17 protein-coding genes are annotated in these 16,950 nt (G+C 73.2%); 7 read left to right on the top strand and 10 right to left on the bottom strand.

All coding sequences use genetic code 11. The features are described 5' to 3' along the window. Positions 1-10: 10 nt before the first annotated feature. The 4 genes from AB0F29_RS23330 to AB0F29_RS23315 all read right to left on the bottom strand — a co-directional run bounded on the left by AB0F29_RS23330 (position 11) and on the right by AB0F29_RS23315 (position 4,752). Positions 11-1,207, bottom strand: a complete 1,197-nt coding sequence (locus AB0F29_RS23330) for a cytochrome P450 (protein ID WP_361874952.1) — start codon at positions 1,205-1,207, stop codon at positions 11-13. Between the two features lie 132 nt (positions 1,208-1,339). Then, on the bottom strand, positions 1,340-2,512 hold the full coding sequence (locus AB0F29_RS23325) for a cytochrome P450 (protein WP_361874949.1): 1,173 nt from the start codon (positions 2,510-2,512) through the stop codon (positions 1,340-1,342). 31 nt (positions 2,513-2,543) lie between these two features. Further along, a complete protein-coding gene (locus AB0F29_RS23320; protein WP_361874946.1) occupies positions 2,544-3,284 on the bottom strand; it encodes a response regulator transcription factor in 741 nt (246 codons plus the stop codon). 247 nt (positions 3,285-3,531) lie between these two features. Then, the gene (locus AB0F29_RS23315) at positions 3,532-4,752 is read right to left on the bottom strand and encodes a histidine kinase (RefSeq protein ID WP_361874943.1); all 1,221 of its coding nucleotides are present in this window, start codon (positions 4,750-4,752) and stop codon (positions 3,532-3,534) included. Between the two features lie 145 nt (positions 4,753-4,897). Between AB0F29_RS23315 and AB0F29_RS23310 the strand changes: the two genes are divergently transcribed. Continuing rightward, positions 4,898-5,101, top strand: coding sequence for a hypothetical protein (locus AB0F29_RS23310; protein WP_047179549.1), 204 nt, complete (start codon positions 4,898-4,900; stop codon positions 5,099-5,101). 109 nt (positions 5,102-5,210) lie between these two features. Here AB0F29_RS23310 and AB0F29_RS23305 read toward each other — a convergent pair whose 3' ends face one another. Beyond that, the gene (locus AB0F29_RS23305) at positions 5,211-6,131 is read right to left on the bottom strand and encodes a DMT family transporter (protein WP_361874940.1); all 921 of its coding nucleotides are present in this window, start codon (positions 6,129-6,131) and stop codon (positions 5,211-5,213) included. A gap of 242 nt (positions 6,132-6,373) precedes the next feature. Here AB0F29_RS23305 and AB0F29_RS23300 point away from each other — a divergent pair, with 242 nt between their 5' ends. From AB0F29_RS23300 to AB0F29_RS23290, 3 genes are all read left to right on the top strand, one after another. Further along, entirely contained in the window at positions 6,374-7,015 is a 642-nt protein-coding gene (locus AB0F29_RS23300; protein ID WP_361874937.1) for a TetR/AcrR family transcriptional regulator, read from the top strand. 123 nt (positions 7,016-7,138) lie between these two features. Continuing rightward, the gene (locus AB0F29_RS23295) at positions 7,139-7,918 is read left to right on the top strand and encodes an SDR family oxidoreductase (RefSeq protein WP_361874934.1); all 780 of its coding nucleotides are present in this window, start codon (positions 7,139-7,141) and stop codon (positions 7,916-7,918) included. A gap of 201 nt (positions 7,919-8,119) precedes the next feature. Next, positions 8,120-8,950: an aldo/keto reductase gene (locus tag AB0F29_RS23290; RefSeq protein ID WP_361874931.1), complete on the top strand. Its 831-nt coding sequence runs from the start codon at positions 8,120-8,122 to the stop codon at positions 8,948-8,950. A gap of 23 nt (positions 8,951-8,973) precedes the next feature. Here AB0F29_RS23290 and AB0F29_RS23285 read toward each other — a convergent pair whose 3' ends face one another. The 3 genes from AB0F29_RS23285 to allB form a co-directional block, all read right to left on the bottom strand. Beyond that, positions 8,974-9,297, bottom strand: coding sequence for a putative quinol monooxygenase (locus tag AB0F29_RS23285; RefSeq protein ID WP_361874928.1), 324 nt, complete (start codon positions 9,295-9,297; stop codon positions 8,974-8,976). 167 nt (positions 9,298-9,464) lie between these two features. Next, positions 9,465-10,586: an allantoicase gene (alc, locus tag AB0F29_RS23280; protein WP_361874925.1), complete on the bottom strand. Its 1,122-nt coding sequence runs from the start codon at positions 10,584-10,586 to the stop codon at positions 9,465-9,467. A 101-nt stretch (positions 10,587-10,687) separates the two neighbouring features. Then, a complete protein-coding gene (gene allB, locus AB0F29_RS23275; protein WP_361874922.1) occupies positions 10,688-12,031 on the bottom strand; it encodes an allantoinase AllB in 1,344 nt (447 codons plus the stop codon). A gap of 353 nt (positions 12,032-12,384) precedes the next feature. On the opposite strand from allB, the gene AB0F29_RS23270 reads away from it, so the two are divergent. Continuing rightward, positions 12,385-13,188 carry an IclR family transcriptional regulator gene (locus tag AB0F29_RS23270; protein WP_215109962.1) on the top strand — a complete coding sequence of 268 codons (804 nt, stop codon included), beginning with the start codon at positions 12,385-12,387 and terminating at the stop codon, positions 13,186-13,188. 49 nt (positions 13,189-13,237) lie between these two features. Here AB0F29_RS23270 and AB0F29_RS23265 read toward each other — a convergent pair whose 3' ends face one another. Further along, positions 13,238-13,918 carry an ABC transporter ATP-binding protein gene (locus tag AB0F29_RS23265; protein ID WP_361874919.1) on the bottom strand — a complete coding sequence of 227 codons (681 nt, stop codon included), beginning with the start codon at positions 13,916-13,918 and terminating at the stop codon, positions 13,238-13,240. Further along, complete coding sequence (locus tag AB0F29_RS23260) at positions 13,915-14,997, bottom strand: ABC transporter permease (protein ID WP_361874916.1); 1,083 nt, start codon at positions 14,995-14,997, stop codon at positions 13,915-13,917. Before AB0F29_RS23260 ends, AB0F29_RS23265 begins: the two co-directional genes overlap by 4 nt. Before the next feature lie 110 nt (positions 14,998-15,107). On the opposite strand from AB0F29_RS23260, the gene AB0F29_RS23255 reads away from it, so the two are divergent. Both AB0F29_RS23255 and AB0F29_RS23250 read left to right on the top strand, forming a co-directional pair. After that, a complete protein-coding gene (locus tag AB0F29_RS23255) occupies positions 15,108-16,307 on the top strand; it encodes a sensor histidine kinase (protein ID WP_361874913.1) in 1,200 nt (399 codons plus the stop codon). After that, positions 16,304-16,945 (top strand): response regulator transcription factor, encoded by a 642-nt coding sequence (locus AB0F29_RS23250; protein ID WP_361874910.1) that lies wholly within the window; start codon positions 16,304-16,306, stop codon positions 16,943-16,945. Before AB0F29_RS23255 ends, AB0F29_RS23250 begins: the two co-directional genes overlap by 4 nt. The last annotated feature ends 5 nt before the right edge of the window (positions 16,946-16,950 follow it).

The following is a 16,950-nucleotide window of genomic DNA, read 5'->3' as shown; positions in this document are numbered from 1 at the left end:
TTCCCGGCCGCTACCAGGCGACCGGGAGGCTCAGTGGCCCCCGCATCAGCATCCCGGTGCGCCAGGCGAGCGTCGCCGGGTCCGCGGCCAGCCGCAGGTCAGGGCAGCGCTCCAGCAGCGACCGGATGGCGATCCTGGCCTCGATGCGGGCCAGCGGCGCGCCCAGGCAGTAGTGGATGCCGTGCCCGAAGGCGATGTGGCCCCGGGCGTCGCGGGTGATGTCGAAGCGGGACCCGTCGGGGTAGCGGACGGGGTCCCGGTTGGCGTCCGACATCGCGACGAGAACCAGCTCGCCGCCGCCGGGGATCACCGTTCCGCCGACCTCGATCGGATCGGTCGTGAAGCGGTAGGTGGGGGTCTCCACCGGCCCCTCGAAGCGCAGGATCTCCTCGACCGCGTTGTCCATCAGCATGAAGTCGTCTCGCAGGGCGGCCAGTTGATCGGGATGGGCGAGGAGGTTGTGCACACCGTTGGTGATGAGGTTGACGGTGGTCTCGTGTCCGGCGACCAGCAGCAGCCAGGCCATGCCGATGAGTTCCTCGCCGGACAGCCGGTCACCGTCCTCGTCGGAGGTGTGGATCAGCGCGCTCAGCAGGTCCGCGCCCGGCTTCTCGCGCTTGTCGGCGAGCAGTTCCACGATGTACGCGGTCATCGCCTGCGTGGAGGAGGCGCGCAGGGACGGGTCGACGGACGAGACCGCCTGGCCGGACCAGGTGCGGAAGGCCTCGCGGTCCAGGGACGGGACGCCGAGCAGCTCACAGATCACCGACATGGGCAGCGGGAAGGACAGCGCCTCGACCAGGTCCGCCGCACGGCCCGGGGCCGCGAGCATGGCGTCCAGCAGTTCGTCGGTCATCTCCTTTACGCGCGGGGCCAGTTGCTCCATGCGGCGCGGGGTGAACTCGCGGGCGACCAGCTTGCGCATCCGGGTGTGGTCCGGGGCGTCGGAGCCGAGCATCGAGGAGCCCGCGGACACCTTGCTGACGCCGAGCGACGGCGAGGCCCGGCTCCAGTGCTTGGAGAGCCGCTGGTCGGCGAGGAGGGCGCGGCCCGCCTCGTATCCGACGACGAGCCAGGCGTCCGCGCCCTCGGGGATCCGCACCCGGTGGACCGGGCCCTTCGCACGCAGGGCGGCGTAGGCGGGATAGGGATCACGGGTGAACTTGTCGCCGAGCGCGGCGAGATCGACCAGGGGTTCGGTGGTCAACTCGGTTCCCTTCGAGGAGGGTCAACTGCGCGGAAGCAGGGGGTGGGTGCGGACGAGGGGTTGAGTGCGGAGGGAAGACCGGGGGCGGACGGAGGGTCGGGTGCGGACGAGAGGTCAGGTGCGGGCCGGGCCTCACCAGCGCACCGGCAGCCCCCGCGCTCCGCGCATCAGCAGACCGGGCAGCCAGTCCAGCTCGCCGCCGGACGGGTCGCGGGCGAGGTCGGGGAAGCGTTCCAGCAGCGCGCCTATCGCGATGCGGGCCTCCATGCGGGCGAGCGGCGCGCCCAGGCAGTAGTGCGCGCCGTGGCCGAAACCCAGGTGCCCCTGGGGCTCGCGGCGGATGTCGAAGGTGTCCGGGTCGGGGAAGCGGCCCGGGTCGCGGTCGGCGGAGGCCAGGGCGATGAGGACCGGCTCGTCACGCGGTATCACGGTGTCGCCGATCGTGACCGGCTCCCGGGTGAAGCGGAAGGTGGCGGTCTCCACCGGTCCGTCGTAGCGCAGCATCTCCTCGACGGCGTTGTCGAGCAGCCCGGGGTCGGCGCGCAGCAGGGCGAGCTGGTCGGGGTGGTCGAGCAGGGCACGGACGCCGTTGGCGATCAGATTGACGGTGGTCTCGTGACCGGCGACCAGCAACAGGAAGGCCATGCCGACCAGTTCGGCGGAGGAGAGGCCCTCGCCGTCCGCTTCCCCGGCCCGGATCAGCCCGCTCAGCAGGTCGTCGCCGGGCGAACGGCGTTTGTTCTCGATGAGTCCGACGAGGTAGGCGCCCATCGCGCCGGCCGGGTCGGCGTCCCGCTGCTCCGGGGTGGGGGTGACGATGCCGTTGGAGAGTGTCCGGAAGGCGTCCCGGTCGAGGTCGGGGACGCCGAGGAGTTCACATATCACGGTCATCGGCAGCGGGAAGGCGAGCGCGTCCACCAGGTCCGCGGAGCCCCGGGGCGCCATGGCGTCGAGGAGGTCGCCGGTGATCTCGGTGACGCGGGGGCGCAGTGCCTCGATGCGCCGGGCGGTGAACTCGCGGCTGACCAGCCGGCGCAGCCGGGTGTGGTGCGGGGCGTCCAGCTCCAGCATGTTGGCGCTGAGCACGGCCTCGGAGGCGGTCCAGCGTCCGGTGGTCCGCCAGTCCTTGCCGAGCCGCTGGTCGGCGAGAGCGGCGCGGCCCTCCTCGTAACCGACGACCAGCCAGACCCGCTCCATCTCCTGGGTGCGCACGGCGTGCACCGGCCCTTCGGCCCGCAGCTTCGCGTAGTACGGATAGGGGTTCGCGGTGAAGTCCGGCAGGTCGCGCAGATCGAGCACAGCCATGGTGGTCAGCCCCTTTTCCGGTTCGGTCCCGTCAGCGTAGGCCGCCCCCGTCCGTCCCGTCCGCGTCGAGGAGTCCCGCGTCATGGACCAACAGCGCGATCTGGACACGGTTGTTCAGTTCGAGTTTGGCGAGAATCCGGGAGACGTGGGTCTTGACCGTCGCAACACTGAGGTAGAGGGAGCCCGCGATCTCGGCGTTGGAGCCACCGCGTCCGACGGCGACGGCCACTTCCTTCTCCCGCTCGGCGAGTTGGTCGAAGCGCCTGCGTGCACGGTCGGCGCGGCCGGCCCGGTCGTCGTGTCCGCCGCCCGCGGCGCGCGCCATCAACTGGCGGGTGACGGCGGGCGAGAGCACCGGGTCGCCGGCGGCGACCCGGCGGACCGAATCGACGATCCGGGCCGGCGGGGTGTCTTTCAGGACGAATCCGGCCGCCCCGGCCCGGATGGCCCGGAGCACCTGTTCGTCCGCGTGGAACGTGGTGAGGACGACGACTTCGGGTGCGCCCGGTCGGCGGCGCAGCCGTTCGGTAGCGGTGAGTCCGTCCATGACCGGCATCCGGATGTCCATCAGGACGACGTCCGGGTGCAGTCGTTCGACCAGTTCCTCGACCTCGTCGCCGTCCGCGCCCTCTCCCACGATGTCGATGCCCTCGTCGCCGCCGAGCATCAGGGTCAGTCCGGCCCGGACCAACGGGTCGTCGTCGACGATCAGCAGCCGGACGGGCGGGGGCGTGGGTGACGCCGGGGATGCGGGGGACGTCGGGGTGTTCATGACGGCCACCGTAGCCAGCCGGTGAGCGGGCCCCGTACGGCGGGCGTCGCGGCCCCGGTCCTCCGGGGGGACGTCACGGCCACGGGCCGCCGGGCACGCGTCACGGTCCCGGCCCTCCGGGAACATGTCACGGTCCCGGCCCTCCGGGAACGCGTCACGGCCCTCCGGGAACATGTCACTGCCACGCCCCTCCGGGAACGCGTCACGGTCCCGGTCCTGCGGCGGGGCCCCGCGCCGCCCCGGGCCTTCACGCGGCGGGCCACGGCAGGCGGGCCCGGACCGCGAAGCCGCCGTCCTCCGTCGGGCCGTGCTCCAGCCCGCCGCCGGCGAGCGTGGCGCGTTCGGTGAGGCCGATGAGCCCCTGGCCCGATCCGGGGACCCGCTCGAAGGGTTCGGTGGGGGCGGGGTTCTCCACCTCGATGGTGAGCCCCTGGCCGGGGCCGCCCGTAACGGTGAGGGAGACCTCGGTGCCGGGCGCGTGCTTGCGTGCGTTGGTCAGACACTCCTGGGCGATCCGGTAGACCGTGCGGCCGGTGGCGGCGGGGGCGTCCTGGGGTTCGGCGACCCGGTTGTCGACGGCGACCTTCATGCCCGCGAGCCGGGACTCGGCGATGAGGGCGTCCAGGGTGGCGAGGGTGGGCTGCGGCCGGTCGCCCTCGTCGGTGTCGCCGGGCCCGCGCAGGACGCCGATGATCTCGCGGAGGTCCTGGAGGGCCTCGTGGGCGCTGTCCCGGATGACGCCGGCAGCCCGGCCGACCTCGGCGGCGGGGGCGTCGGGCCTGAATTCGAGGGCCCCGGCGTGCACGCTGAGCAGGGTCAGCCGGTGGGCCAGGACGTCGTGCATCTCGCGGGCGATGGCCTCCCGGGCGAGCCGCTGGGCCTGTTCGGCGCGCAGCGCCGCCTCGGCCTCGGCTCGGCGGGCCCGTTCGCGGAGGGAGAGGACGAGCTGGCGCCGGGAGCGTACGACCATGCCCCAGCTGAGGACCAGCAGGACGAGCAGGACCCCGAAGATGACCGAGACGAGGAAGGTCGTCGCGGGGTCGGGGCGCAGGAGGGGCTGCAGAGGAGCCACGATCAGCGCGCCCGCGCCGACGATCGCCACCGGCTTGAAGGGGCGGTGCACGGCCAGACTGAAGAGGGCCACCATCAGCGCCCCGGCGGCCACGGGCTCGACGATGCAGACGACGGTCAGCACGGCGGCGAGCCCGACGGGCCAGCGTCGTCGGAGCCAGAGCGCGCAGCAGGCCGCCGCGCCGATCACCGAGTCGACGAGGACGAAGACGTCCGCCGTGGTCTCGTCGGCGTCGATCGCGGCGAGTGCCAGCAGGCCGAAGCCCGCGGCACAGAGGAAGACCGTGATGTCGACGGCCCAGTCCCGCACGGTGCGCCGCGTCCGGGACCGGTCGCCGGGCAGCTCGGGATCGGCCATGGCCGAGGGGAGCAGCCAGCGGTACTCGGTGCGCGTCATATCGACAAAGTTACGCAGCCGGGAAGCCCGGAGGGGCCCTGCGCGGCGAGGGAGCGACCAAAGTCGTGGGACCGGCTACTTTCGGCGCGGTGAGCGGGACCGGTGGCCGACGCGGCGGGTGCGGGGCGGGCGGGAGGCTCGGCCCATGAAGAAAATCGTCGAGACGATCGGGTTCCTCGTCTTCGCCCAGGGCGCCGGCGGGCTGCTGTACGAGTGGACGGGCTGGTTCCGTCTGTGGACGGTGGTGCGGCGGATCGACTTCCTCAGCGACCGGGGGCTGTTCGTCAATATCGTGCTGATCGTGGCGGGGGTGGCCGTGATGATCGCTGCGGACTCGATCAAGTCCTGACGCCGGAGAACAGGCCCTGCCGCCGGAGAGCACGTTTTGACGGCGGTGATCAGCTCCTGACAGCGGTGAACAAGTCCTGACAGCGGTGAACACGTCCTGACGCCGGCGATCAGGCGGCCCGGTCCGCGCCGCGTCGGCCCCACGCGGTGCCCGCCAGGACGAGAACCGCCCCGGCGGCGCCGAGCAGTCCGAGCCGTTCGCCACCCAGGCTGATGCCGACGGCGGCGGCCCACAACGGTTCCGTACCGAGCAGCAGGCTGACCCGGGACGGCGACGTGCGGCGTACGGACCACATCTGCACGAAGAACGCGAACAGCGTGCAGAACACCGAGAGGAAGACCAGGCCCGCCCACTCCCGGGCGCCGAAGTCCGCCGCCGCGCTCCACGGCGAGGCGCCGGTGCCGGGGACGGCGGCGAGCACGGCGAAGACGGCGACCGCGGCCCCGAGTTGGACGGTGGTGAGGGAGAGCGAGTCGGCGTCCTGGACGGCCTTGATCCTGGCCATCGCCAGCACATGGACGGTCCGGGCGAGGGCGGCGAGGAGCATCAGGAGGTCGCCGCCCGAGGGGCTCGTGAACCCGCCGCCCTGGGTCAGCAGGACCACTCCGGCCACGGAGAGCCCGGCCGCCCCGACGAAACCTGCCGACGGGCGCACGCGGGTCACGGCGGCCTCGGCCAGCGGCGTGAAGATCATGGTGAGGCTGATGATCAGCCCGGCGTTGGTGGCGGAGGTGTGCACCACCCCGTACGTCTCCAGCAGGAAGATCCCGCTCAGCACGAGGCCCAGCAGCCCGGCGCCCCGCCACTGCGCACCGGTCAGCGCCCGCAGCCTGCGCCATCCGGTCGCCACGAGCACCGGCAGCACGATCGCGAAGCGCAGGACGAGGACGGCGATGACCGTGTGGGCGGTGGTGATGCCCTTGGCCGCGAGGTAGCTGGCGCCCCAGACGACGGCGACCGCCAGCACGGGCAGATCGGTGACCCAGGCGCGGCGCGGGGGTGCGAGGGTGGGCACGGCTACAGCGGACACCTGGATCTCCTGTGATCTCCACGGAACGTGTTGTGGAGACCTCACCGGCTCGCACGCGGAGCGATCACGCTATCCGCTGGGCTCCAGAAAAAGGAACACCTGTCTCAACGCTTGGAGCGTTCCGGGGCATCACCCGTGGTCAGCGGCGGTCGAGCCGTTCGGCCGGATTCCGGAGGGTCCTTCGGCCGCGCCACCGCTCCCTAGACTGACGCCTCGATAACTCTGAGGCACGGAGTGGTCACATGACGTCGTTGAGAGCGGACGGGCGGGTCGAGCGGGGGAACCAGACCCGGCAGTTGATCCTGGGGCGGGCGGTGCAGATCGCCTCGGTCGAAGGGCTGGAGGGCCTGTCGCTGGGGCGGCTGGCCACCGAGCTCGGGCTGAGCAAGAGCGGGGTGTTCGCGCTGTTCGGCTCGAAGGAGGGGCTCCAGCTGGCCACCGTGCGGGGGGCGGTGGCCATATACGTCGACCATGTGCTGCGCCCCACCCGGTCGGTGCCGCCGGGGCTCGGACGGGTCTGGCGGCTGTGCGAGGCGTGGATCGCGTACTCCCGCGAGCGGGTGTTCCGGGGCGGTTGCTTCTTCTACGCCGCCACCGCCGAGTTCGACGCCCGCGGCGGCAGGGTGCACGACGCCCTGGCGTCCGCGCAGACCGGCTGGGTCACCTTCGTGGAGCAGACGATCGAGGAGGCCAGGGCCGCCGGGGAGCTGGCCGGGGACACCGACGTGTGCCAGCTGGCGTTCGAGGTGATCGCCCTGCTGGAGCTGGCCAACGCCGAGTCGGTGCTCCAGAACAACAACCTCGGCTACGACAAGGCGGCGCGGGCCATCCTGATCCGGCTGCGGGCCGCGGCGACGGATCCCGCACTGCTGCCCGCACCGTAGGCGGCCCGGGCTGCCTGACCCCGCGGCCGTGGGCGTCCGATACCCGCCGGTGCGCGGGCCCCGGCCCGCGTTTGCTGGGGGATGTCGTCGAAGCGACGGCGTCCCTCAGCAAAGGAACCGGCCATGTCCAGCACCCTGCCCACCCCCGCCCCCACCACCGTCACCACCGGCCTTCCGGCCCGGGCCGCCCTGGTCACCGGGGGCAGCCGGGGCATCGGCGCCGCGATCGCGCTGCGGCTCGCCCAGGACGGCGTGGACGTCGCCGTCACCTATGTCCAGGACGAGGCGGCGGCCCATGCGGTCGTCGCGAAGATCGAGGGCTTCGGCCGCCGGGGCGTCGCGCTGCGCAGCGACGCGGCGGACGCCGACGCGGGCGCCGACGCCGTGCACCGGGCCGCGGACGCGCTCGGCCGGCTCGACATCCTGGTCAACAACGCGGGCATCGGTGTCCTCGGCCCGATCTCCGCGCTCGCCGGGCCGGAGGTGGACCGGACGCTGGCGGTGAACGTGCGGGCGGTCTTCCTCGCCTGCCGGGCGGCGGCGGAACGGCTGGCCGACGGCGGCCGCATCGTCTCCGTGGGCTCCGCCCTGAGCCGGTACGTGGGCGGGCCCGGCTCCGCCCTCTACGGGCTCAGCAAGTCCGCGCTGGTCGGGCTGACCAAGCCGCTCGCCCGGGAGCTGGGGCCGCGCGGCATCACGGTGAACCTGATCCAGCCGGGGGCCGTGGACACCGATCTCAACCCGGCCGACGGACCGTACGCCGAGGGCCAGCGCGCGGCCAACGCGCTGGGCCGCTTCGGCACGACGGAGGAGATCGCCTCGCTCGTCGCGTACCTCGTGAGCGCGGAGGCGGGGTTCATCACGGGCACGGAGCTCGTCGTGGACGGCGGCCACGCGGCCTGAGCGGCCCCCGGGCGGAGCTGCGCCGCCGCCCACCGCCCGGCGCACGCGCGGTCCCGCCCGCCGACCGGGTAGCTCGCCCGCCGCTCCCCCGGGCGGCTCCCCGGAGCACTCCCCCGTCGGCCCCGTCCGGCTGCCCCTGTCCCGGCCACGCCCCTACGCTGGCCGGGACGGGGGCAGCGACGGGAAGGACGGGACCAGCACATGTCCGGAACACCGGTTCAGGCGCTCAACGACGGCACGCGCATCCCCGCGGTGGGGCTCGGCACCTACCCGTTGGACGACGCGGCGGCCGAGGAGGCCGTCGCCGGGGCCCTGGAGCTCGGCTACCGGCTGGTCGACACGGCCCTCAACTACGGCAACGAGACCGGCACCGGCCGGGGCGTCGCCCGCAGCGGGGTCCCCCGCGAGGGGGTCCGCCTCACCACGAAGGTGCCCGGCCGCCACCACGGGTACGAGGAGACGCTCGCCTCGTTCGAGGAGTCGCGGGCCCGCCTGGGCGTCGAGTACGTGGACCTCTATCTGATCCAGTGGCCGCTCCCCCGCGTCGACAAGTACGTGGACACCTGGAAGGCGATGATCCGGCTCCGCGAGGACGGTCTCGTCCGCTCGATCGGCGTCTCCAACTTCACCGCCGCGCAGCTGGAACGGCTGGAGCGGGAGACGGGCGTGCTGCCCTCGGTGAACCAGATCGAGATGCACCCGCTGCTGCCGCAGGAGGAGCTGCGTGCGGTGCACGCGGCGAAGGGCATCGTCACGGAGAGCTGGAGCCCGCTGGCCCGGGGTCGCGAGGTGCTGGAGGATCCCTCGACCGTGGCGATCGCGGAGGACCACGGGGTGAGCCCCGGGCAGGTGGTGCTGCGCTGGCACACCCAGCTGGGCGCGGTCCCCATCCCGAAGTCGGCGGACCCGGGCCGGCAGCACGAGAACCTGGATCTGTTCGGGTTCGAGCTGACGGCGCAGGAGCTGACGACGATCGCGTCCGGGCGGCAGCGGCGGTTCGGCGGCGACCCGGAGTCCCACGAGGAGTTCTAACGGACGTGGACAGGACGCGCCGGTCAGCGGTTGCGCGGGGTGACCTCCGCCATCCGGGACCAGCCGGCGCCCTCCACCTCGACGTTGATGATCTCGGGGACCTCGGCCACCAGCTCCGACATCGTCGCGATCGCCGCCTTGAAGTGGTCGGAGTTCACGTGCGCCTCACCGGCCGCCGCGTCGGCGAAGGCCTCCAGCAGGACGAACTCGTTGGGGTTCTCCACGCTGTGCGACCAGTCGAAGAAGAGGTTGCCGGGCTCGCGGCGGGTGGCGACGGTGAAGCCGTCCAGCCGGGTGAGCCACTCCTCGGGGTCGAGGGCGGTGAACTTGACGGCGATGAAGATCATGGGGGGGGGCTCCTGGTCGAGGCGTCGGAAAGTGCGGCTCGCCCGGCCGTCGGGGCCCGCTCACCGCACCTCGACCAGGGTGACACACCCTCACGTAACGGGACCGGCCGGGCACACCGCGACCCCCCTGCGACCGCGGTGTGCCAGGTGCCGGGCCCGGTCGGGGATCAGCCGCCGAGCTCCCGGTGACGGGCCGCCAGAGCCGCGGCGCCCTCGTCGGTGAGCGATCCGAACAGCCGGAGCCGGGAGATGCCGCCGTCCGGGTAGATGTCGATCCGTACGTGTGTGGCGCGGACGGTTCCGTCCAGGACGAAGCGGTGGTTGGTGTCGGGCTGGAGCCGGGTCCGGGGAAGGGCCTCCGTCCAGTCGCCGTCCTCGCCGTCCCGTATCGAGAGGCTCGCCCAGCCCGCGGAGTTGCCCTTCAGGTAGGCGGTGTCGATCTCGACGGCCCGGATCCCGGACTGTGCGGCGAGACGGTAGCTGATCCAGTCGTTGCCCTGGTCGCGCCTGCGGCGGGTCTCCCAGCCGTCGTCCATCTTCCGCGAGCGGCCCGGCTGGATGGTGTTGGTGGCCGGGGAGTAGAAGCGGTCGGAGGCGTCCTCGACCTTGCCGCCGTTCTCCAGGGCCGCGAGGTCGAACGTACCGAGCGCGCCGAGCCAGGCGGGGTCGGGGGCGACCTCCCCGTACACGCGCAGCCGGGCGATCCCGCCGTCCGGGTGCTGGTTGACCCGCAGGTGGGTGAAGCGCTGCTCGGCGTCGACGGCGAACCCGTTGGCCGCGTGGCCGCCGACCGCCGTACGGGGGACGAGCGTCGTCCACTTCACGTCGGGGGCGAGGAGGTCCTCGGGGGACGGGGAGCCGGGCAGGGCGACCGCCTCGACGGAGACCGCCTGCGGGTAGTTGCCGCGGAAGTGGGCGGTGTCCAGGACGATGCCCCGGATGACGCCGGGCGCGCCGAGCCGGACGAGGGCCCAGTCGTGGTCGTCGGCGGTGGGGTGCGGTTCGGCGGCGTCGGCACCCCGTCGGCGGCGGGTCTCCCAGCCGTCCATGATCTTGCCCTTGTGCCCGAAGTGCTCCGGGTCGAAGACGGCGGGCCCGGGCTTGAGGAGGTTCTCGCGCTCGGCGAAGAACTCGTCGTTGGCGGCGATGACGCCCGCCCCGAGACGGCGGTCGGCCAGGTCGACGAGGTGGGTGAAGGGGAAGTCGGCGGTGCGGTGGTCGGCGTACGGGTCGCCGCCCGCGTAGGGGCTCGCGTCGCCGGTGAAGCGCGGTATCGCGGCGTCCATCATGGTCAGGGGTTCCTTTCGGGCACGGTCAGCGGTCTCGGTCGAGGAGCGGACCGGTCAGCCCGGTCGGCGATCTCGTACGGGGAGCGGACCGGTGGGCTCGGTCAGCGGTCGCGTTCGAGGAGGCGGCCTGCGGGCTCGGCGAGGACGCCGTCGGAGGCGATGCGGACACCGCGCAGCCAGCTGGAGCGGACCACGCCGTGCAGGGTCTTCCCGGCGTAGGCGGTGACCTGGTTGCGGTGGAAGAGTTCAGCGGGGTCGACGGTGAAGGTCGCGTCGGGGGCGAGGACCGCGAAGTCGGCGTCGCGCCCCGCCTCGATGGCGCCCTTGCGGGTCAGCCCGGCCAGCGCGGCGGGGGCGGCCGACATCCAGCGGGCGACGTCGTCGAGGGAGTGGCCGCGCTTGCGGGCCTCGGTCCAGATGGCGGGCAGGCCGAGCTGGAGGGAGGAGATACCGCCCCAGGCGGAGGCGAAGTCCGGGGTCTTCAGGTCGGTGGTGCACGGCGAGTGGTCGGAGACGATGCAGTCGATGGTGCCGTCGGCGAGCCCGGCCCAGAGCGCGTCCTGGTTGGCGGCCTCGCGGATCGGCGGGCAGCACTTGAACTCCGTCGCCCCGTCGGGCACTTCCTCGGCGGTGAGGGTGAGGAAGTGCGGGCAGGACTCGACGGTGACGCGGACACCCTCGCGCTTCGCGGCGGCGATCAGCGGCAGGGCGTCGCTGGAGGAGAGGTGCAGGACGTGGACGCGGGCGTTGAGCCGCTTGGCGTGGGCGATGAGCCCCTCGATCGCGGTGTTCTCGGCGTCGCGCGGGCGGGAGGCGAGGAAGTCCGCGTAGGCGGGCCCGGAGCGCTGCGGGGCTTCGGCCAGGTGGTGCGGGTCCTCCGCGTGCACGATGAGCAGCCCGCCGAATCCGGCGATCTCCGCCATGGAGCGGGCCAGCTGCTCCTGGTCCAGCTCCGGGAACTCCTCCACGCCGGAGGGCGACAGGAAGCACTTGAAGCCGAAGACCCCGGCCTCGTACAGCGGGCGCAGATCCTTGACGTTGGACGGGATCGCGCCGCCCCAGAAGCCGGTGTCGACGTGCGCCTTGGGGGCCGCGACCTGCTGCTTGATCCGCAGGTGCTCGACAGTGGTGGTCGGCGGGAGGGAGTTGAGGGGCATGTCCAGGAGTGTGGTGATCCCGCCGGCGGCGGCCGCGCGGGTGGCGGTGTAGAAGCCCTCCCACGCGGTGCGGCCGGGGTCGTTCACATGGACGTGGGTGTCGACCAGGCCGGGCAGCAGGACGTCGTCGCCGAAGTCCTCCAGGCGGGCGCCCGCGGGCGCCCCGGTGTCGTACGGCAGGACCGCGTCGATCGTCCCGCCCGCGACGGCGACCGCCGCCGGACGGGTCCCCTCGGGGGTGACGACGCGCGTCGAGCGCAGTATCAGGTTCACGTCCGGACCGGACACCTGTGCTCCTTCACTCCAGCAATGATCACAACAGGAATTCAACGAACTGTTGAAGCTTTCGATGGAGTCTTCACTCGGGAATCGCCCTCGTCAAGACCCCACCTTCCGCCACGGGGGCACACCGGACCACCCCCTGCCACCCGACTGGAGGTTTCCACAAAGTAAAAGTCATATTTCGAACTGCGGAACGTAGCATGGGCCAGGAGGGGCGGCGCCGAGCCGCCCGCACCGACCGTCGGCACCCGGACAAAACAGCCCCTGACCGGCACGGACGCCGACCGGGGAGCTGTGGGCCGATCGGGAACCGCCCGGTAGGCTGCTGCCTTGCCTTCCGCTTCGAAAGGACCGTTGACGTGCCGCCGTCCCACGCCAGCACAGCCGACTCCAAGCCCTCCGGTTCCAGCGGTGGGGTGCAGTCCCTTGAGCGCGCCTTCGATCTGCTGGAGCGGATGGCCGACGCCGGGGGCGAGGTCGGGCTGAGCGAGCTCTCCGCGAGCAGCGGTCTGCCCCTGCCGACCATCCACCGGCTGATGCGCACCCTGGTCGGCTGCGGATACGTGCGCCAGCAGCCCAACCGCCGCTACGCGCTGGGCCCCCGGCTGATCCGGCTCGGTGAGTCCGCCTCCCGGCTGCTGGGCACCTGGGCCCGCCCCTACCTCAGCCGGCTGGTGGAGGAGACCGGCGAGACGGCGAACATGGCGCTGCTGGACGGGGACGAGATCGTGTACGTCGCCCAGGTGCCGTCCAAGCACTCCATGCGGATGTTCACCGAGGTCGGCCGCCGGGTCCTGCCGCACTCCACCGGTGTGGGCAAGGCGCTCCTCGCGCACACCCCCGCCGACGAGGTCCGCGCGCTCCTGGCCCGTACCGGCATGCCGGCCGCCACGGAGAAGACGATCACCACCCCGGAGGGCTTCCTCGACGCCCTGGAGCTGGTGCGCCGCGCCGGGTACGCGGTGGACGACAACGAGCAGGAGATCGGGGTGCGGTGTCTCGCGGTCTCCGTGCCGAACTCCCCCACCTCGGCGGCGATCTCCATCTCGGGCCCGGCGGGGCGGGTGACGGAGGCGGCGACGGAGCGGATCGTACCGATCCTCCAGCAGGTCGCGGGAGAGCTGTCCGACGCGCTGGCGAGCAACGGCACGAACGGCGGCTGAGCCTCCAAGGCGGCGGGGCCCGGGATACCGGGCCCCGCCGCTCGTCGTTTCAGACCCCGGCCGGGACGGTCAGCCGCCCGTCGTCCATCGTCACCGTGCGGTCCAGCCGCTCCAGGTGCGCCAGGTCGTGGGTGACCAGCACCGTGGCGGTGGCACGCTCCCGGGTCAGGGTGACCAGCAGGTCGAGCACGGCCGCGCCGCGCTCGTGGTCGAGCGCGCTGGTCGGCTCGTCGACGAGCAGGACCGCCGGCTCGTTCATCAGGGCCCGCGCGATGTTGATCCGCTGGCGCTGACCGCCGGAGAGCTGGTGCGGCCGCCGGTCGGCGCGGTCGGCGAGACCGACCGCGTCCAGCAGCTCCAGGGCCCGGCGGCGGGCATTGCGGGCGGACCCCCCGGACAGGTGGCGCATCACCTGGAGCTGTTCGGCGGCGGTCAGCGAGGGAAGCAGACTGGGCTGCTGGAAGACGATGCCGATGTGCTCCCGGCGCAGGGCCGCCCGCCCGGCCCGGCCGAGCCCGGCCGTCGGCGTCCCGGCGACCACGACCTCGCCGGAGTCCGGGGTGACCAGGGTGGCGGCGGCCGCGAGGAGGCTCGACTTGCCCGAGCCGGACGGCCCGACGACCGCGGTGAGCGTGCCCGGGGGGACGTCCAGCGAGACCCGGTCCAGAGCGGTGAGCCGCCCCTCGCCGTCCGGGTAGGTGAGGGTGACGTCGGTCAGGGTGAGCGTCATCGGGCACTCCCGAGTGCGGTGAGCGGATCGACGGCGGTGATCCGCCGGATGGACAGGGCGGCCCCGAGCGCGCCGAGGGCGATCATCACGACGGCCGGGACGAGGACCGTCGCCGCGTCCAGGACGAACGGCACGGCTCCCTGGCCGATCAGGACTCCGGCCCCGGCGGCCAGGGCGGTGCCCAGTCCCGTACCGAGGGCGAGCATCACCACGGCCTGCCCCAGCGCGTCGCGCAGGAGGTACGGGGTCGACGCGCCGAGCGCCTTCAGCACGGCGACGTCGCCGCTGCGCTGGATCGTCCAGACGGTGAAGAACGCACCGATGACGAGCGCGGAGATGGCGAAGAGGAAACCGCGCATCAGTTGCAGCGAACCGTTCTCCGACTGGTAGGAGCCGATGGCCGTCAGGGAGTCGTCGAGCGTGAGCGTGCTGGTGCCCGCCGCCTCGTCCCCCGCCGCGAGGTCGACGCCTCCGGTGGTGGTCAGGGCGATCACGGTCGCCTGTTCGGCGGGGCCGGCGCCGTCGTGGCCGATCTCCTGCCAGTCGTCGAGCGAGGTCCAGACGACGGGGGTGTGGCTGTACGAGGCGTCCGTCGCGACGGCGGCGACCTCGCGCTCCGCCCGGCCGAGCGCGATGCTGTCGCCCGCCGAGGCGTCGAGCTCCTCGGCCGCCTTCTCGGAGAGCACGACCCGCCCCGGGCCGATCCCCTCCGGCCCGAGGGTGCCGTCCGGTTCGACGCCGAAGGCCGAGACCGCGGCACTCCGCTCACCGGCGGCGGTGGCGTTCAGGGTCCGGATGCCGATCGGCTGGGCGGCCTCGACCCCGGGCCGACCGGCCCAGTTCCGCCAGTCGTCCTCCCGGACGGTCGAGTTGGTGAACGACTCCGCCTGCCCGTCGGGGGGCGCGGCGAAGGCCAGGTGGTCGGCGTCCAGACCGGTGACGGCCGAGATGTTCTCCCGGGCCAGGCCCGCGGTCAGGCCGGACAGCAGCCCCACGAGCAGCGTGATCAGCACCACGACCGAGCCCATGAGCGCGAACCGGCCCCTGGCGAAGCGAAGGTCTCTCCATGCGACGAACATGGCTCCAGCGTCGTGCGGCGCGGGCGGGAGAACATCGCGCGGCGGACGGGCCCGGGATCAACCTTTCGATTGACCGGGTCCGGGGACGCCGCGGCTACGCTGGACGGACCATGGATTCGCGTTCGCACACCCACGTCGCGGCAGCCCTGCGGCTCTGTCTGCACGCCCTGCTGATGGGGCTGCTGGCCCTGGTGGTCGTCCGCACGGCGAGCGAGGACGCGCCGCACACCGCGGCCGTCGTGGTGGTGGCGGTGCTGATGGCGGCCCTGTACGCGGCGGGGCCGCTCGCCTCCTCCGTACAGCCGGGAAACCGGGCGGGGGCCGTGTGGCTGGCGGGTCTCGGCGCCCTGTGGGCCACGCTGCTGATCCTGTCGCCGGACGCCCTGTGGGTGGCCTTCCCGCTCTACTTCCTCCAGCTCCACATCCTGCCGATGCGGTGGGCGCTGCCCGCCGTCGTGGTCACCGCCGCCGCCGCGATCACCAGCTTCGTCGTGCACCGGCAGGAGATCGAGCCAGGCGCGTTCATCGGGCCGCTGCTCGGCGGGGCGGTCGCCGTCGCCACCGTCCTCGGGTACGACGCGCTCTTCCGGGAGAGCGAGCGGCGGCGCGAGCTGATCGTGGAGCTGGTCGCCACCCGTGCGGACCTGGCCGAGGCGGAACGCACGGCCGGGACCCTCGCCGAGCGTGAGCGCCTCGCCCGGGAGATCCACGACACGCTGGCCCAGGGTCTGTCCAGCATCCAGCTGCTGCTGCGCGCCGCCGAGCGCTCACTGCCCGAGGACGCACCCGCCGCCGCGCATGTGCGGGCCGCCCGCGAGGCCGCGCAGGCGAATCTCGCCGAGGCCCGGTCCTTCGTCCGCGCGCTGACGCCGCCGGACCTGGAGCACGGTTCACTGGCCGCCGCGCTGGAGCGGCTCTGCGCCCGTACGACCGCACCGGAGCTGACCGTGCGGTTCGCGGTGAGCGGCACCCCGGTGGAGCTGCCGACGCCGTACGAGGTGGCGCTGTTGCGGACCGCGCAGTCGGCGCTGGCCAACACGGTGCGCCATGCGCGGGCCGGGCGGGCGGAGATCACCCTGAGCTTCATGGACACCTCGGTGGCGCTGGACGTGGTGGACGACGGGCAGGGCTTCGACCCGTCGGGGGCGCCGGTCCACGAGCGCGGCGACGGCGGCTTCGGGCTGCCGGCGATGCGGGCGCGTGCCGGGTCGCTCGGCGGTGCGCTGAGCGTGGAGTCGGCGCCGGGACAGGGCACGGCGGTGGCGGTCACACTGCCGCTGCCCGTGGTGGAAGCGGCGCGTGCGGCATGAGCGGGAGCGGGGACGTGATCCGGCTGCTGCTGGCGGACGACCATCCGGTCGTCCGGGCGGGGCTGCGCGCGGTCCTGGACACCGAGCCGGACTTCCGGGTCGCCGGCGAGGCCGCCACCGCCGAGGAGGCCGTCGCCCTGGCGGCGGCGGGCGGCTTCGACGTGGTCCTGATGGACCTCCAGTTCGGTCCGGGCCTGCACGGCTCGGAGGCGACGGCGACGATCACCGCCGCACCGGAGGGCCCCCGGGTCCTGATCCTGACCACCTACGACTCCGACGCGGACATCCTGGCGGCGGTCGAGGCGGGGGCGAGCGGCTATCTGCTCAAGGACGCGCCGCCGCAGGAGCTGGCGGCGGCGGTGCGCACGGCGGCTGCGGGCCGGTCCGCGCTCGCGCCGTCGGTGGCGCACCGGCTGATGGACCGGATGCGCACCCCGGCCGAGGCGCTGACCCGGCGCGAGCTGGAGGTGCTCCAGCTGGTCGGCGAGGGGCTGTCGAACCTCCAGATCAGCAAGCGGCTGTTCCTGAGCCAGGCAACGGTGAAGTCCCACCTGGTGCACATCTACGCCAAGCTGGGCGTCGACTCCCGTACGTCGGCGGTCGCGGCGGCCACGGCCCGCAGGCTCATCCGCCGCTGAAGCCG

This window comes from Streptomyces sp. NPDC026589, assembly GCF_040638385.1.
GTDB lineage: Bacteria > Actinomycetota > Actinomycetes > Streptomycetales > Streptomycetaceae > Streptomyces.
This window is presented reverse-complemented; position numbering and strand designations above follow the sequence as displayed.

What these genes read in the sequence shown, in the direction of transcription:
- AB0F29_RS23325 (WP_361874949.1), bottom strand. Translation starts at nt 2,512, where the DNA reads ATGGCTGTGCTCGATCTGCGCGACCTGCCGGACTTCACCGCGAACCCC.
- AB0F29_RS23320 (WP_361874946.1), bottom strand. Translation starts at nt 3,284, where the DNA reads ATGAACACCCCGACGTCCCCCGCATCCCCGGCGTCACCCACGCCCCCG.
- AB0F29_RS23315 (WP_361874943.1), bottom strand. Translation starts at nt 4,752, where the DNA reads ATGACGCGCACCGAGTACCGCTGGCTGCTCCCCTCGGCCATGGCCGAT.
- AB0F29_RS23310 (WP_047179549.1), top strand. Translation starts at nt 4,898, where the DNA reads ATGAAGAAAATCGTCGAGACGATCGGGTTCCTCGTCTTCGCCCAGGGC.
- AB0F29_RS23300 (WP_361874937.1), top strand. Translation starts at nt 6,374, where the DNA reads ATGACGTCGTTGAGAGCGGACGGGCGGGTCGAGCGGGGGAACCAGACC.
- AB0F29_RS23295 (WP_361874934.1), top strand. Translation starts at nt 7,139, where the DNA reads ATGTCCAGCACCCTGCCCACCCCCGCCCCCACCACCGTCACCACCGGC.
- AB0F29_RS23290 (WP_361874931.1), top strand. Translation starts at nt 8,120, where the DNA reads ATGTCCGGAACACCGGTTCAGGCGCTCAACGACGGCACGCGCATCCCC.
- AB0F29_RS23285 (WP_361874928.1), bottom strand. Translation starts at nt 9,297, where the DNA reads ATGATCTTCATCGCCGTCAAGTTCACCGCCCTCGACCCCGAGGAGTGG.
- alc (WP_361874925.1), bottom strand. Translation starts at nt 10,586, where the DNA reads ATGATGGACGCCGCGATACCGCGCTTCACCGGCGACGCGAGCCCCTAC.
- AB0F29_RS23265 (WP_361874919.1), bottom strand. Translation starts at nt 13,918, where the DNA reads ATGACGCTCACCCTGACCGACGTCACCCTCACCTACCCGGACGGCGAG.
- AB0F29_RS23260 (WP_361874916.1), bottom strand. Translation starts at nt 14,997, where the DNA reads ATGTTCGTCGCATGGAGAGACCTTCGCTTCGCCAGGGGCCGGTTCGCG.
- AB0F29_RS23255 (WP_361874913.1), top strand. Translation starts at nt 15,108, where the DNA reads ATGGATTCGCGTTCGCACACCCACGTCGCGGCAGCCCTGCGGCTCTGT.
- AB0F29_RS23250 (WP_361874910.1), top strand. Translation starts at nt 16,304, where the DNA reads ATGAGCGGGAGCGGGGACGTGATCCGGCTGCTGCTGGCGGACGACCAT.